Annotated in this window: 14 protein-coding genes; 8 read left to right on the top strand and 6 right to left on the bottom strand. The window is 66.3% G+C overall.

Annotation, left to right across the window (positions count from 1 at the left end):
- Positions 1 to 55: 55 nt before the first annotated feature.
- Positions 56 to 1,255 (top strand): MFS transporter, encoded by a 1,200-nt coding sequence (locus tag CCOS865_RS13245; protein WP_244216103.1) that lies wholly within the window; start codon positions 56 to 58, stop codon positions 1,253 to 1,255.
- Between the two features lie 4 nt (positions 1,256 to 1,259).
- Here the strand turns inward: CCOS865_RS13245 and CCOS865_RS13240 are convergent, their stop codons facing one another.
- Complete coding sequence (locus CCOS865_RS13240; RefSeq protein ID WP_119141463.1) at positions 1,260 to 2,414, bottom strand: cysteine desulfurase family protein; 1,155 nt, start codon at positions 2,412 to 2,414, stop codon at positions 1,260 to 1,262.
- A 193-nt stretch (positions 2,415 to 2,607) separates the two neighbouring features.
- Positions 2,608 to 3,552: a LysR family transcriptional regulator gene (locus tag CCOS865_RS13235; protein ID WP_119141461.1), complete on the bottom strand. Its 945-nt coding sequence runs from the start codon at positions 3,550 to 3,552 to the stop codon at positions 2,608 to 2,610.
- A gap of 142 nt (positions 3,553 to 3,694) precedes the next feature.
- On the opposite strand from CCOS865_RS13235, the gene CCOS865_RS13230 reads away from it, so the two are divergent.
- Complete coding sequence (locus CCOS865_RS13230) at positions 3,695 to 4,924, top strand: acyl-CoA dehydrogenase (protein ID WP_119141459.1); 1,230 nt, start codon at positions 3,695 to 3,697, stop codon at positions 4,922 to 4,924.
- Between the two features lie 33 nt (positions 4,925 to 4,957).
- Here CCOS865_RS13230 and CCOS865_RS13225 read toward each other — a convergent pair whose 3' ends face one another.
- From CCOS865_RS13225 to CCOS865_RS13210, 4 genes are all read right to left on the bottom strand, one after another.
- On the bottom strand, positions 4,958 to 6,049 hold the full coding sequence (locus tag CCOS865_RS13225; protein ID WP_244216102.1) for a TerC family protein: 1,092 nt from the start codon (positions 6,047 to 6,049) through the stop codon (positions 4,958 to 4,960).
- A gap of 174 nt (positions 6,050 to 6,223) precedes the next feature.
- On the bottom strand, positions 6,224 to 7,531 hold the full coding sequence (locus tag CCOS865_RS13220; RefSeq protein ID WP_119141457.1) for a substrate-binding domain-containing protein: 1,308 nt from the start codon (positions 7,529 to 7,531) through the stop codon (positions 6,224 to 6,226).
- A gap of 73 nt (positions 7,532 to 7,604) precedes the next feature.
- Entirely contained in the window at positions 7,605 to 8,207 is a 603-nt protein-coding gene (locus CCOS865_RS13215; protein ID WP_119141455.1) for a helix-turn-helix domain-containing protein, read from the bottom strand.
- A 41-nt stretch (positions 8,208 to 8,248) separates the two neighbouring features.
- Positions 8,249 to 10,201: an oxidoreductase gene (locus tag CCOS865_RS13210; RefSeq protein ID WP_119141453.1), complete on the bottom strand. Its 1,953-nt coding sequence runs from the start codon at positions 10,199 to 10,201 to the stop codon at positions 8,249 to 8,251.
- Between the two features lie 190 nt (positions 10,202 to 10,391).
- Between CCOS865_RS13210 and CCOS865_RS13205 the strand changes: the two genes are divergently transcribed.
- The 6 genes from CCOS865_RS13205 (at position 10,392) to CCOS865_RS13180 (ending at position 14,426) form a co-directional block, all read left to right on the top strand.
- A complete protein-coding gene (locus CCOS865_RS13205) occupies positions 10,392 to 11,435 on the top strand; it encodes an ABC transporter substrate-binding protein (protein ID WP_119141451.1) in 1,044 nt (347 codons plus the stop codon).
- A gap of 40 nt (positions 11,436 to 11,475) precedes the next feature.
- Positions 11,476 to 12,252: a class II aldolase/adducin family protein gene (locus CCOS865_RS13200; RefSeq protein ID WP_279630126.1), complete on the top strand. Its 777-nt coding sequence runs from the start codon at positions 11,476 to 11,478 to the stop codon at positions 12,250 to 12,252.
- Positions 12,253 to 12,390: 138 nt separating this feature from the next.
- On the top strand, positions 12,391 to 13,275 hold the full coding sequence (locus CCOS865_RS13195) for an EamA family transporter (protein WP_119141447.1): 885 nt from the start codon (positions 12,391 to 12,393) through the stop codon (positions 13,273 to 13,275).
- A 55-nt stretch (positions 13,276 to 13,330) separates the two neighbouring features.
- Positions 13,331 to 13,651, top strand: a complete 321-nt coding sequence (locus CCOS865_RS13190; RefSeq protein WP_119141445.1) for a YbjQ family protein — start codon at positions 13,331 to 13,333, stop codon at positions 13,649 to 13,651.
- Between the two features lie 138 nt (positions 13,652 to 13,789).
- Positions 13,790 to 13,978 (top strand): hypothetical protein, encoded by a 189-nt coding sequence (locus tag CCOS865_RS13185; protein ID WP_119141443.1) that lies wholly within the window; start codon positions 13,790 to 13,792, stop codon positions 13,976 to 13,978.
- Positions 13,979 to 14,120: 142 nt separating this feature from the next.
- The gene (locus tag CCOS865_RS13180) at positions 14,121 to 14,426 is read left to right on the top strand and encodes a hypothetical protein (RefSeq protein ID WP_119141441.1); all 306 of its coding nucleotides are present in this window, start codon (positions 14,121 to 14,123) and stop codon (positions 14,424 to 14,426) included.
- Positions 14,427 to 14,741: the final 315 nt, after the last annotated feature.

The raw sequence follows: 14,741 nt of genomic DNA, 5'->3' as shown, positions 1-14,741 counted from the left end.
GAGAACACGATTCCCGAGTAAGCTGGCAGGCTTTCTGTTCAAGAGCCAGATACCGATGCAAACCTGTTCCCCGACCGCACCCGCGGTTGCCGCCTCAGCCCCCCGTACCGGGCTGGCTATCCTGCTGTTCGCCGTGGGCGGCTTCGCCTTGTTGACCACCGAGTTCATCATCCTCGGCCTGTTGCCGGGGCTGTCCCGCGACTTGGGGTTGTCGGTCGCCGCCGCCGGGCAGCTGGTCACCTTGTTTGCCGTGACGGTGATGCTCTGCGGGCCGTTTCTGACGGCCTGGCTGTCGTCGTTCGAGCGCAAGAAGCTGTTCATCGCCATCGTCCTGGTGTTCGCCGCGTCCAACGCGCTGGCCGCCATGGCCCCCAACGTCTGGGTGCTGGCGCTGGCACGCTTCGTCGCCGCGCTGGCGCTGCCGGTGTACTGGGGCACGGCCAGTGAGAGCGCCGGGCAACTGGCCGGCCCGGGGCGTGAAGGCTGGGCGGTGGCCAAGGTCTATCTGGGCATCACCGCCGCGTTCGTCTTTGGTATTCCGCTGGGCACCCTGGCCGCTGGGCTGGTGGGCTGGCGGGGCAGCTTCTGGCTGCTGGCCGGGTTGTGCCTGCTGGTGGCGCTGCTGATGTGGGCCTGGTTGCCGAAGCTGCCGGCCGTGCCGGCGCGGGAGCAGGGCGTGCGGCAAACGGTGATCCTCCAGGACCGTCGCTTCGTTGCCCATGTGCTGTTGTCGGCGCTGGTGTTTACCGCCATGTTCACCGCCTATACCTACCTGGCCGAGATCCTCGAACAGGTCGCTGCGGTGCCCGCGGCGCAGGTTGGCTGGTGGCTGATGGGCTTTGGCGTGGTCGGCATGCTCGGCAACAGCCTGGCCGGGCGCATTGTCGACCGCAGCCCGTTGGGCGCGACGGTGTTGCTGTTGGTGATTCTCGCCGTGGGCATGGCCGCCGTGACACCGGCGGTCTCCAACCCGACCTTGCTGCTCGGCGCTTTGGCGCTGTGGGGCGTGGCCTATACGGCGCTGTTCCCGGTGTGCCAGGTGCGGGTGATGCAGGCCGGGGCCAGGGCGCAGGCGCTGGCCGGGACCTTGAACGTGTCGGCAGCCAACGGCGGGATTGCCGTCGGCGCCGCGCTGGGTGGCCTGGTCATCGAGCTGCTCGGCACTGCGGCCCTGGGCTATGTGGCGAGTGGCATCGCGGCGCTGGCGGTGGTCGCGACCCTGCTGTTGATGGCAGGCGACAAACGCCAGGGCTGACCGCTTACCAGAGTGCCGGGGTTGCCGCTGCCAGCACGCGGGTGAACACGGCGATGGCCGTGTCGACCTCCGCCTCGCGGGTATAGCGCCCGAGGCTGATGCGCACGCTGCTGCGCGCCTGCTGGTCGCTCAGCCCCAAGGCCAGCAACACATGCGAGGCGGCATTGCTGGCGGAGTTGCACGCCGAGGTGGTCGACAGCGCCAGCTCACCAGCCAATGCCGCGCTGTTGAAGCCGTTGACGTCTATGCGCAGGTTGAGCGTGTTGGGGATGCGCTGCAGCGGGCAGCCGTTGAGCGCCACGCCGGGCAGCGCCAGCAGGCCGGTGCGCAGGCGCTCACTCAACCGATGGATCGCCTGCTGTTCGCCTTCGCCTGGGTGACCGGCGAGGGCGAAGGCACTGCCCATGCCAACAATCTGGTGGGTGGCCAGGGTGCCGGAGCGCAGTCCGCCTTCATGCCCACCGCCGTGCATCTGCGGTTGCAGGAGGGCGCGGGCGCGCGGGCCGACGTACAGCGCGCCGATGCCTTTGGGGCCGTAGACCTTGTGCGCGGAAAACGACATCAGGTCGACCGCCTGGAGCTCCAGGTCGATCGCCACCTTGCCCACCGCCTGCGCGGCGTCGACATGCAGCAGCGCGCCATGGGCACGCACCAGCGTACCGATCGCGGCATAGTCGGTCAGCGTGCCGAGTTCATTGTTCACCGCCATCAGCGACACCAGGCGGGTGTCGGCGCGCAATGCCTGGCGCACCGCCTCCGGCTGGATCAGGCCGGCCGGGTCGGGCTGCAGTCGAGTGACGGCCCAGCCTTGGCGCTCGAGCTCGGTCACGGTGTCGAGCACTGCCTTGTGTTCCAGTTGGCTGGTGATCAGATGGCCCGGTTGCGGCGAGCTCTGGGCGATGCCCTTGAGCGCCAGGTTGTTGGATTCGGTGGCGCCGGAGGTCCACACCAGGTCGTCCGCTTGCGCGCCAATGCGTTGCGCCACCTGCTGACGGGCCTGCTCGACCAGCTCACGGGCTGCCTGGCCATAGACGTGACCGCGGGAGGCGGGGTTGCCGAAATGTGCCTCGCGACCGAGGCAGGCGAGCATGGCCTCGATCACCCGGTCATCGACCGGGGTGGTGGCGGCGTAATCGAAATACAGTGGGGCGCTGGGCATGTTGGGGCGAGTCCGTGCGTGTCGCTGTGGGTGGGCGATCGTTGCAGCCATGCTACCCGGCGGCGCGCGGAATATTTTTTCTATCTCTTGAGCATCAGCCTGACGTCTGGGAAAAATATTCCCCATTTTTTACTGTGTGGAGAATATTTTTGTCGCTATCAGCAGGCTGGCGCTTCCATCATTCCTGCAAGCCTCACGCAATACTCGCGTTCGAGGTCGGGTCCAGGGCTTTTTCTTCCTCGGCCACTACCCGTTCACTCAGCTCGATGATCTGCTCGCGCATCCACCGGTTGGCCGGGTCCTGGTCGGTGCTCTCGTGCCAATACAAGTGGGTTTCCAGCGGCGCGACCTCCACCGGCAGCGGCAGGTGACGCAACTGATGCCGGCGGGCGAAGCGTTCAGGCACGGTCATGACCATGTCGGTCTGCTGCAGCACCTGCGAGGCCATCAGGTAGTGCTGCGAGCGCAAGGCGATCTTGCGTTGTACGCCCATCTTGCCCAGCGCCAGGTCGACATAGCCCAGCCCGTTGCGGCGGCTGGAGATATGGATGTGGGTCATGCCCAGGTAGCTGTCGAGGGTCAGCTTGCTCTGGGCCAGCGGGTGGCCCTGACGCAGCGCACAGACGAAGCGGTCCTGCATCAGTTTGACGTGGCGCACCTGCGGGTCGGTGTTCAGCGGCGCGTCGACGGCGAAGTCCAGGCGGCCCGCGGCCAGTTCCTTGGTGGTCTCGCGGCGCTTGCACAAGAAGCTCTCGATCATCACCGCCGGCGCCAGGCGCCGCAGGCGCTGGAACAGCGGCGGCAGGATCACCGCCTCGGTGAGGTCGGTCATGCTGATGCGAAAGGTCTTGTTGGCCTGCTGCGGGTTGAAGATGCGGCTCTCTTGCACCGAGACGCGCAGCAGCGACAGCGCGTTGCGCACCGGGCCGATGATGTTCTGCGCCATCGGTGTCGGCACCATACCCTGCGCGGTACGCACGAACAGCGGATCGTTGAAGGTTTCGCGCAGCCGCGACAGGGCGTTGGACACCGCCGGCTGGGTGATGCCGACGATCTGCCCGGCACGGGTCAGGTTGGCTTCGGTATAGATGGCGTCGAAGACGATGAACAGATTGAGGTCAACCTTGCTGAGGTTCATGCACGCCCGCTCGCTGTTGGAATTATCGGCCGATCATATATCGGTTATGAATGTTAATACACGCGGAAAATAGACTAGGTGGATCGACAAGCCGTGCTCTAGTCTCTGGCCCATGTTCTTCAGCCCGTGAAGGTAGCCCCAGATGGATTTCGCCTATTCGCCCAAGGTCCAGGCACTGCGTGAGCGCGTCAGCGCCTTCATGGACGCCTATGTCTACCCGGCCGAGCCGGTGTTCGAGCGCCAGGTTGCCGAGGGCGACCGCTGGCAGCCCACGGCGATCATGGAAGAGCTCAAGGCCAAGGCGCGCGCCGAGGGGCTATGGAACCTGTTTCTGCCCGAGTCGGCGTACGGCGCCGGCCTGAGCAACCTTGAATACGCGCCGTTGGCCGAGATCATGGGCCGGTCGCTGCTCGGCCCGGAGCCGTTCAACTGCTCGGCGCCCGACACCGGCAACATGGAGGTGCTGGTGCGTTATGGCAGCGAGGCGCAGAAGCGTGAGTGGCTCGAGCCGCTGTTGCGCGGCGAGATCCGCTCGGCGTTCGCCATGACCGAGCCGGACGTAGCGTCGTCCGACGCCACCAACATGGCCGCCACCGCCGTGCGCGAGGGCGACGAGTGGGTGATCAATGGCCGCAAGTGGTGGACCTCCGGCGCCTGCGACCCGCGCTGCAAGGTGATGATCTTCATGGGCCTGTCCGACCCCGAAGCGCCGCGCCACCAGCAGCACTCGATGGTGCTGGTGCCGACCGACACGCCAGGGGTGAAGATCGTTCGGCCGTTGCCGGTGTTCGGCTACGACGACGCGCCGCATGGGCATGCCGAGGTGCTGTTCGAGAATGTGCGGGTGCCGTACGAGAACGTCCTGCTGGGCGAAGGCTGCGGCTTCGAGATCGCCCAGGGCCGGCTTGGCCCGGGGCGCATTCACCACTGCATGCGTTCGGTCGGCATGGCAGAGCGGGCGCTGGAGTTGATGTGCAAGCGCTCGGTTGAGCGCAGCGCGTTTGGCCGGCCGCTGGCGCGCCTGGGCGGCAACGTCGACAAGATCGCCGACTCGCGCATGGAGATCGACATGGCGCGCCTGCTGACCCTCAAGGCGGCCTACATGATGGACACCGTGGGCAACAAGGTGGCGCGCAGCGAGATCGCGCAGATCAAGGTGGTGGCGCCCAATGTGGCCCTGCGGGTGATCGACCGGGCCATCCAGATGCACGGTGGGGCAGGGGTCAGCGGTGATTTCCCGCTGGCCTACATGTACGCCATGCAGCGCACCTTGCGCCTGGCGGACGGCCCGGATGAAGTGCACCGGGCGGCCATCGGCAAGTACGAGATCGGCAAGTACGTGCCCAAGGAGCTGTTGCAAAGCGGCCATTGAAGCGCAGCCAGGTCCGGCGCTGCGCTGCCCACCTCAGACCCGCGTGTGCGGGTCTTTGCGTTCTTCACGGGCCGGCTTCTGCTGCGGCTCGGCCGACTCGCCGTGGCTTGCTTCATGTGTAACGGCTGCCCCCTCGAGGGGCTGCGGCTGCGGGCTCCCTCGCGTCTTCAACAGCGACAGCACCACGCCACCGAACAGCAAGCCGAACGTCACCCCCAGCGACAGCAGTGCGGGCACCTTGCCCACCATGCCGTGGTAGAAGATCTTGCAACCGATGAAGATCAGCACCAGCGCCAACGCATACTTCAGGTAGACGAACCGGTGCATCAACGCCGCCAGCGCGAAGTACAGCGAGCGCAGCCCGAGGATGGCGAAGATGTTCGAGGTGTAGACGATGAACGGGTCCTGGGTAATGGCAAAGATCGCCGGCACGCTGTCCACGGCAAACACCAGGTCGGCCAGTTCGATCAGCACCAGGGCCAGGAACAACGGCGTGGCATAGCGCAGCGCCTGGCGCTCGCCAGGCGGGGTCAGGCGTACGAAGAAGTGCGCGCCATGGATCTCGTCGGTCACCCGCAGGTGCCGGCGTACGAACCGCAGCACGGGGTTGTTGGCCAGGTCCGGATGGCTGTCCTCCTTCGACAACGCCATCTTCACCCCGGTGAACAGCAGGAACGCGCCGAACAGGTACAGCACCCAGGCGAAGTTCTGCACCAGCGCCGCGCCCACGCCGATCATGATCGCGCGCAGCACCACCACCCCGAGGATGCCCCAGAACAGTACCCGGTGCTGGTAGCGGCGGGGGATGGCGAAGTAGCTGAAGATCATCGCCATGACGAACACGTTGTCCATCGACAGCGATTGCTCGACCAGGAACCCGGTGTAGAACTCCAGGGCCGACTGGGCGCCCAGCTCGAACCACACCCATACGCCGAACAACACGCCCACGCTGAAATAGCCCGCGTACAGCAGCAGGCTTTCGCGCATTTCGATTTCGCGGTCCTGGCGGTGCAGCACGCCCAGGTCGAGGACCAGCAGGCCGACCACGATGGTGACGAAGACCAGCCATAGCCACGTGCTGGTGCCGAGTAAAGGCGTGCTGAGGTATGTCTCTAGAGCCGTCATGAGCCCCTCCTTGATTGTCGACGTTGCATGGCAACAGTGATCCGACATGGCGGCTTGGCAGCCGTCAGAGGGGCCCGGTATCACATGGGCTTCAGCCTAGCTCCGATCGCCGAGGCGGCGAATGGCAGGCTGTTACATTTCTTTGCTGCGAGCCGCCCGGCAGGGCTGACGCGTTCAGTACACCCAGACCTCGACCCGGCGATTGCGCAAGCGCCCCTGCTGCTGGTCGTTGTCGGCCACCGGCAGCTCGTCGCCCATGCCGGTGACCTCCTTGACCTCCACGCCATCACGCGCCAGTTCGCGGCGCACCGCCATGGCCCGCAGCCGCGACAGCAGGGCCGCCCGGCCTGGGGTTTCCTTCGGGTCGCCAAAGCCGACCAGCACCGCCTTGCTCTGCAACTTACCGGCCTGGCGCAGGTAGTCGGCCACCCGCCGGACGTCCCGCAGGGCCTTGTTATCGAGGCTGGCGCTGCCTTCCTGAAAACGGAAATTGACCGTAAGGCGTTGCGCCTCGTCGGCCAGGTTGCGGTAGCGCGGTGGCATGTCGGCCTGGCTGGGCACCGGCAGTGCCTTGACCTGCTGCGAGACGAAGCCTTGCTCGGCAACGATGGCCTGGCCGGCGGGGCTCTGGGCGAAGTCGGCCAGGGCGCGGGCCAAGGGTGGCGCGTTGGCCGGCAGGTAGAAATACAGCCGGCGCGACAGCGGGTAGTCCTCGCTGGCGACCAGCGCCCGGCTCGGTGGCAGCGCCGGTGCGTCGCCTTCGGCGATCGCCAGCACCTTGGCCCCGTGCACCGCCGCCAGGCTGCTGAAGCCGATTGCCTGGCGGTCGGCCCTGACCTGTTCGGCCAGCGCGTCGCTGGACTCGAAGCGCAGCGCGTCGGCGGCCAGCTCGCGTTGATGCGCGTCCAGCACCAGCGCCTTGAAGGTCTCAAAGGTGCCGGAGCGGTCGTCGCGCGCATACAGGCGGATCGGCCCGCCCGGCACGCCCAGCTGTTCCCAGCGGGCGATCTGGCCAGAGAAGACCTGCGCCAGTTGCTCGGTGGTGAGCTTGTTCAGGGGGTTGTCCGGGTGGACGATGAGGGCCACGCCGTCCAGCCCGATGACCTGTTCGGCACCCGCGCTACGCAGGTCGCCGAGGCGTTGCAAGCGCTGGGCCTCGGCCTCGCTGATCGGCCGCGAAGCGGCGGCCAGGTCCGCCGCGCCACTGCCCAGGGCGGTGAAGCCGGTACTGGAACCATGGGCGGCGATGCGGATGTCGAGCGCCAGGCCGTTGCGCGAGCGTGCGCTGATCTCGGTTTCGTTGGCGACTGCGCCGGGCACGCGCGCGATGGCCGTGGCGCCCTGCGCCTGGAGCATGCCCTGGATCAGCGCCGGGCCCAGCGAGGCGCCGATGGTGTTGGAGCCCTGGATGCGCAGCTGCGCCGGCTCGGCCAGGGCCAGCACGGGCAGGAGCAACAGCAGCAGGGGTAAGAAACGGTGCATGCCGAGGACCTTTGGCACAGAGATGCGCCGCAGATTACGACAGTTGGATGACGGCTGGATGACAGCTCGGTGCCTAGAACGTCGGCGGCGTGATCACCCAGATCACCACCGCGTCGACGTCCCCAGGGTTGCCGTAGCGGTGCGGCTCCTGGCTCGAATAACTGAAGCTGTCGCCTTCATTGAGCTGAAAATGGCGCTCGCCCACCCACAGCTCGAAAATGCCCGACAGCACGTAGCCGGCTTCCTCGCCCTCGTGGCTGTAGCTCTGTTGGCTGTAGGTGCCCGGCGGAAACCGCGAATGCAGCATCTCCAGCTCGCGGTTGGGTTGCGGGGTGAGCAACTGGTCGACGATGCCGTCCTCGTAATGCACGCTCAAACGGCTGTTGCGCCGCACCACATAGCCCTGATCCTCGGGGGCGGTGCTGGCCTCGCTGGCAAAGAACCACTGGATGGTCACGCCCAGGCTGCGGGCGATGTTGAACAGCGCCGGGATCGACGGATAGGACAGGTTGCGTTCCAGCTGGCTGATATAGCCTGCCGTCAGCTCGCTCTGCTCGGCCAGATCCGCCAGGGTCATCCCGCGCCGCTTGCGCAGGCCGCGGATGCGCGTGCCGAGGAAGTGCGGGGCCGCGCCGCCGTCGGCGGCGGCCGGCGGCGTCTGGGGTTGCTGGCTCATGGGGCGTCGGTCCATCGGGAAAGCCGGCAGTATGACCAGCCTCAGAGCGACCAGGCAACCGTCAGGCCATCGTGGATCGCTTCCTCGGCCGTGCGCGGGGCCAGGCAATCACCGATGCGCTGCACCGGCACCAGGCCGGCCAGCTCATCGGCGAGGCTGTCCTGTGGCTGGTGACCCATGCACAGCACCAGGCTGTCGATGCCTTCGAAGATCATCGGCTCGCCACTGGCGGTGTGCAGCAGGTACACCGTGTTGTCATCACAGCCGTACAGGCGGGCATACGGCGTGATGGGGATGCCCAGCCGGTGCAGTTCGCCGGCCATCTGGTCGCGTACGTACAGCGGCAGGCTTTCGCCGCAGTGGGTGCCATTCACCGCCAGCTGCACCTGATGGCCTTCGCGCACCAGGCGTTCGGCAATGCCCGGGCCGATCCAGTCACTGCGCCAGTCCACCACCAGCACCGAGCGGCCCAGGCTGACCTGGTTGCGCAGGACCTGCCAGGCATCGACCACCTGCAGCTCGCCGCTGCGCTCGAGCTCGGGCCAGTAGGGCGTGGCGCCGGTGGCGGCGATGACCAGGTCGGGTTGCTCGCGCTCGACCAGCGCACGGTCGACACGTGTATTACGTACTACACGTACGCCCGCCAGCTGCATCTCGCGCTGCAGGTTGGTGCTGGCCCCGCCGAACTCGCTGCGCCTTGGCAGCAACTGCGCCAGCAGCACCTGGCCGCCGAGCTGCGGGCCGGCTTCGTACAGGGTCACCTCATGCCCCCGCGCCGCCGCCACGGCGGCCGCCTTCATGCCCGCCGGGCCACCGCCGGCGACCAGGATCCGCTTGCGCACGGCGGCCTGGGTTGGCGCGCCGTACTGCAATTCACGGCCGGTTTCCGGATGCTGGATGCAGGAGATCGGCAGGCCGCGGTGGAAGTGGCCGATGCAGGCCTGGTTGCAGGCGATACAGGCGCGCACGTCGTCGAGCTGGCCGTGTTCGCTCTTGTGCGGCATCTGCGGGTCGCAGATCAGCGCGCGGGTCATGCCGCAGACATCGGCCTGGCCACGGGCGAGGATCAGCTCGGCCTCCTGCGGCTGGTTGATGCGCCCGGTGACGAACAGCGGCACCTGCAAGCGCTGCTTGAAGGTGCCCGCCTCGCGCGCCAGGTAGGCCGGCTCGATGGCCATCGGCGGCACGATGTGCACCGCGCCGCCAAGGCTCGCCGACGTGCCGGCAACGATGTGCACATAGTCGAGCTGGTCTTGCAGGGCCTCGGCCGCCGCCAGCGACTGGTCTTCGTCGAGGCCGTCGATATCACGTTCGTCGGCACTGATGCGCAGGCCGACGATGAACTGCTCGTCGGTGGCGGCGCGGACCGCCGCGAGCACTTCGCGGACGAACCGCAGGCGCTGCTCGAGCCCGCCGTTGTAGCCATCGCTGCGCCGGTTGACCCGCGGGTTGAGGAACTGTGCCGGCAGGTAGCCGTGGCTGGCGACCACTTCGACGCCGTCCAGCCCGGCCTGGTGCAGGCGCCGCGCGGCGCTGGCGTAGCCTTGGACGATGGCATCGATCATCGCTTGGTCGAGCGCACGCGGCATCACCCGGAAGCGCTCGTTGGGCACCGCCGATGCCGAGTAGGCGACGGCCAGCAGGCCATCGGCCGACTCCATGATCTCTCGCCCCGGGTGAAACAGCTGCGACAGCACCACCGTGTCATGCGCATGGCACGCCTCGGCCAGGCGCCGGTAGCCGTCGATGCAGCTGTCATCGGTAGCCATCAGCACATGCGAGGTATAGCGCGCGCTGTCATGCACCCCGGCCACCTGCAGCACGATCAGGCCGACGCCGCCTTCGGCCCGGGCGCGCTGGTAGGCGATCAGCCGCTCGTTGACCTGGTTGTCGCTGGGCAGGCAGGTGTCGTGCCCGCTGGACATGATGCGGTTTTTCAGGCGCTTGCCGCGGATCTGCAACGGTTCGAACAAGTGAGCGAAGGCGGTCGGCATGAGGGGCAGGCTCCGGTGCATTGTCGTTTTTGTTTTCCTCATGAAAGTGTAGCGTCAGTAAAAAATCAACTTGTTTTTTTACTGGTGCCCGACTAGCTTTTTACTCACCCCGGGCCCCGGGGCACCCTCACAACAACAAGAAATCGGGCCTGCGCCGCACCTGCGCAGGCACCGGCAGGAGGAACCACCGATGCAAGCATTCCCCCGCACAAGCGGCCTCTGCGCCGTGCTTCTGGCGTTTGGCCTGAGCAGCGCGCAGGCGGCCCCGCAGATGGTCGTGGTCGGCTATGGCGGCGCCGGCCAGAAGGCCCAGGACGTGGCGATCTTCCAGCCGTTCAGCGCCGCCGATGGCAGCAAGCTGATCCAGAGCGAATACAACGGCGAGATGGCCCGCATCCAGGTCATGGCCGACACCGGCAATGTCGACTGGGACGTGGTGCAGATCGAAGGGCCGGACCTGCTGCGCGGCTGCGAGGAGGGCATCTACGAGCCGCTGGACTGGCAGAAGCTCGGCCATGCCTCTGAGCTCATCGGCGATGCCGCCCAGGAGTGCGGCTCGGCGGCGCTGGTGTGGAGCGTGGCGATCGCCTACGACCGCGCCAGGCTGGCCCAGGCGCCGACCTCCTGGGCGGATTTCTGGGATGTGCAGAAGTACCCGGGCAAGCGCGGCCTGCGCAAGCGTGCGGTGTACAACCTGGAGTTCGCCCTGCTTGCCGACGGGGTCAAGGTGGAGGAGGTGTACCAGGTGCTGTCGACCCCGGCCGGGGTCGATCGGGCGTTTGCCAAGCTCAGTGAGCTCAAGCCGTATATCCAGTGGTGGGACGCCGGTGCCCAGCCGGCCCAGTGGCTGACGGCCGGCGATGTGGTGATGACCTCGACCTACAGCGGCCGCATTGCCGTGGCCGCCCAGCAGGGCAGCCCGCTGGCGCTGGTGTGGCCGGGCAGCCTGTATGGCATGGACTACTGGGCGATCATCAAGGGCTCACGGCATACCGAGCAGGCGCGCCGGTTCATCGCCTACGCCAACCAGGCCGATACCCAGGTGCGTTATGTCGAGCAGATCCCCTATGGGCCAACCAATACCCAGGCCGCCGCCCGGCTCGACCCGAAACTGGCCAGCTGGGTGCCGACCTCGCCGCAGAACCTGCAAGGCGCGCTGGCGATGAACGTGGCGTTCTGGGTCGACCACGGCGAAGAACTCGAGCAGCGTTTCAACGCGTGGGCGACCAAGTGAGGTAGATTCTGTCGGGGCTGGGCGACCGGCCCCCACACGCCTGAGAACAAGGACTACAACAATGACCGCCACCGAACAGACCTTGCGCGAGGAGCTGGCCGCCTGCTACCGGCTGATCGCCCATTTCCGCATGACCGACCTGATCTTCACCCACATCTCATTGCGCATCCCAGGGCCTGATCATCATTTTCTGATCAACCCGTACGGCCTCATGTTCGATGAGATCAGCGCCTCCAACCTGGTCAAGATCGACCTCGACGGCAACCCGGTGGAGCCCACGCCATACCCGGTCAACCCGGCCGGTTTCGTCATTCACAGCGCCATTCATGGTGCCCGCGAAGACGCTCAATGCGTCCTGCACACCCACACCCGCGCTGGCTGCGCGGTGGCGGCGCTGGAGTGCGGGTTGCTGCCGGTCAACCAGATTTCCATGGAGTTCTATGGGCGGGTGGCGTACCACGCCTATGAAGGCGTGGCGCTGGACCTGGACGAGCAGCAGCGGCTGGTCGCCGACCTCGGCCAGCAGCCGGTGATGATCCTGCGCAACCATGGTTTGTTGACCGTCGGGCGCAGCGTCGCCGAGGCGTTTCTGCGCATGTATTACCTGGAGAAGGCCTGCGAGATCCAGCTGGCCGCGCAAAGCGCCGGCCAGTTGGTATTACCGCCGCACGCGGTGTGCGCGCATACCGAACGGCAGTTCAATGCGCCGACCCAGCCGGCCAAGGCGGGCGACCGGACCGATCCGGATGCCATGGCCCTGGCCTGGGGCGCCTTGTTGCGCCTGTTGGACAAGGTGGCCCCGGGTTATCGCGACTGACAGCACAGTCCGCAAAAACGCGCAGAGCGCTGGAAACTGTTCCGCAACCCTGTCCGCCAACTGTGCCGGTGCGGCGCTGACGATTGCCCTTATGCTGTTACGAAATATGTCTATAACAGCGTGAAGAAGGAAGTCGCAATGCCGCTCAAGGACCTGCTGATCGCCCTGGTGGTGATCACCGTCTGGGGAGTCAATTTCGTGGTGATCAAGGTCGGCCTCGACGACCTGCCGCCGATGTTGCTCGGTGCCTTGCGCTTTATCCTGGTGGCGTTGCCGGCGGTGTTCCTGATCAAACGGCCGAACCTGCCCTGGCGCTGGCTGATCGCCTATGGCGCGACCATCTCCCTGGGCCAGTTCGCCTTTCTCTTCCAGGCCATGGCCAGCGGCATGCCGCCGGGCCTGGCATCGCTGATCCTGCAGTCGCAGGCGTTCTTCACCCTGGGCTTCGCCGCGCTGTTCCTGGGCGAACGGCTGCGCCCGGCGAGCCTGCTCGGCTTGCTGGTAGCCGCCGCTGGCCTGGCGCTGATCGGCAGCGAGCACAGCAGCCATGTGCCGCTGATCGCACTGCTGCTGACCCTGTGCGGCGGCGCCATGTGGGGCATGGGCAACATCATCACCCGGCGCTTTGGTTCGGTGAACCTGATGGCCCTGGTGGTCTGGGGCGGGCTGATCCCGCCGCTACCGTTCCTGGCATTGTCCTGGGGGTTGGAGGGGCCAGAGCGGATCAGCCACGCGCTGAGCCACATCGGCTGGGGCACGGTGGCGGCGCTGTGCTTCCTGGCGTATGCCTCGACCATGCTCGGCTACACCCTGTGGAGCACGCTGCTGTCGCGGCACCCGGCCGGCAAGGTGGCGCCTTTTTCGCTGCTGGTGCCGGTGGTGGGCCTGAGTTCCTCGGCGCTGCTGCTGGACGAGCGGCTCAGTGCACTGCAGGGCTGGGGCGCGCTGCTGGTGATGCTCGGGCTGCTGGTCAACGTCTTCGGCCCACGCCTGGGCCAGCGGCTGCGTGCCGCGATTTGCTAAGATCGCGCTCTTTTGCCCCGGCCATCTGGGCTGGGGCGGCACGAGGAGCGCTTGCATGATCATTACCACCACCAGCCAGCTCGAAGGTCGTCCGATCGCGGACTACCTGGGCGTGGTCAGCGCCGAGTCGGTGCAGGGGATCAACTTCGTGCGCGATTTCTTCGCACGTTTCCGCGACTTCTTCGGCGGCCGCTCGCAGACCCTGGAGAGCGCCCTGAAGCAGGCGCGCGAGCAGGCCACCGCAGAGCTGATCGCCCGGGCACGCGACTTGCACGCCGATGCAGTGGTGGGCGTGGACTTCGAGATCAGCATGCCGTCGGTGCAGGGCGGCATGGTCGTGGTGTTCGCTACCGGTACGGCGGTGCGGCTCAAGTAAGGCTAAGTGCCACTGGTCGGGTCCGGGCAGTTCGTCCGGGCGGTCCGGGAATGACCGGCTAGTCTGACTTCAGCAGACCGTCGTTTCATGGGCAAGCGAGCTGCTTGCCGACGCGGTCAATCTGGAGGGAGACAGGGCATGAGCGAATCCTTTTTTGAAGACTTGAATGACGCATTCCCGATCAACAGCCAGGTACGTTGCGGCCAGGCGGCGTTTCGCCTGGGCTTTGCCAACATGACCTTGGATGAATCGGAACAACTGCAGCCAGCCGCGTTGCAGCGCAGCAAGAAAGGTCGCTTTACCCCGCGGGTTCCGACCAGGAAGTGAGCCAGCACACAAGGCCCTGCCCGACGGCAGGGTTTTTTTTGCCTTTGTTGATCTTGCGCATGGCATTGGCGGGTAGCGCTCGCGCGGGCCGCGATGCTGTGGTTTTCTGGTGTGGTATTTCAGCAATGGAGGATTGAGGGCAATGCGAATCAGGGAAGAGACTTATTGGCAGTGGGCCGATACGCAGCTGCACAGCCGTAGCCACGATGAACAGCTCAGTGACGGCACCAGCATCGACGTGCAGGTGCGATTGTCGCGGGTCGGGGCTACGCAGTTGTTTATCGGGGTGTATGCGAGGAGCGGGAAGGCGTTGCTGGAGGAGTTTTATCCGGCGCGGCCGGGGGAGACCATGACCCGGGCGCTGGTTTGGGGGGTGGACCGTGGGCGGGCTTTGGCTACCGGAGCGTTAGCGGTTGCTGAGGTGGAACCGCGGCGGCTTCAGGCTTGAGGTTGGGTTGGGTTGGGTTGGGGGCTTATCCGTTTGAGGTGGTGCGGCCACTGGCCCCTTCCGCCCTTACGGCGGGTCACTTTTTTTCTTGGAAAAAAGTAACCAAAAACCGCTTGCTCCTGCATGCGGCCCTTCGCTGCGCTACGGGTTCCCTCACTCCGGTCTTGCTCCCGTGAGGACCGCGCCGGACGGGCCTTCCTGGCCCGCGGCGCTTGCCGGCCATCCATGGCCGTCACCTCACTCCGCAAGACCTCCGTTCGGCCTCCTGAAGTCGCGTTAGATCAAGATCACAAGCTAGATCAAGATCACCAGCTA

Origin of the sequence: Pseudomonas reidholzensis (assembly GCF_900536025.1) — a bacterium.
Classification (GTDB): Bacteria; Pseudomonadota; Gammaproteobacteria; order Pseudomonadales; family Pseudomonadaceae; genus Aquipseudomonas; species Aquipseudomonas reidholzensis.
The sequence above is the reverse complement of the archived record's forward strand: the minus strand, read 5'-3'. Positions and strand labels throughout refer to the sequence as shown.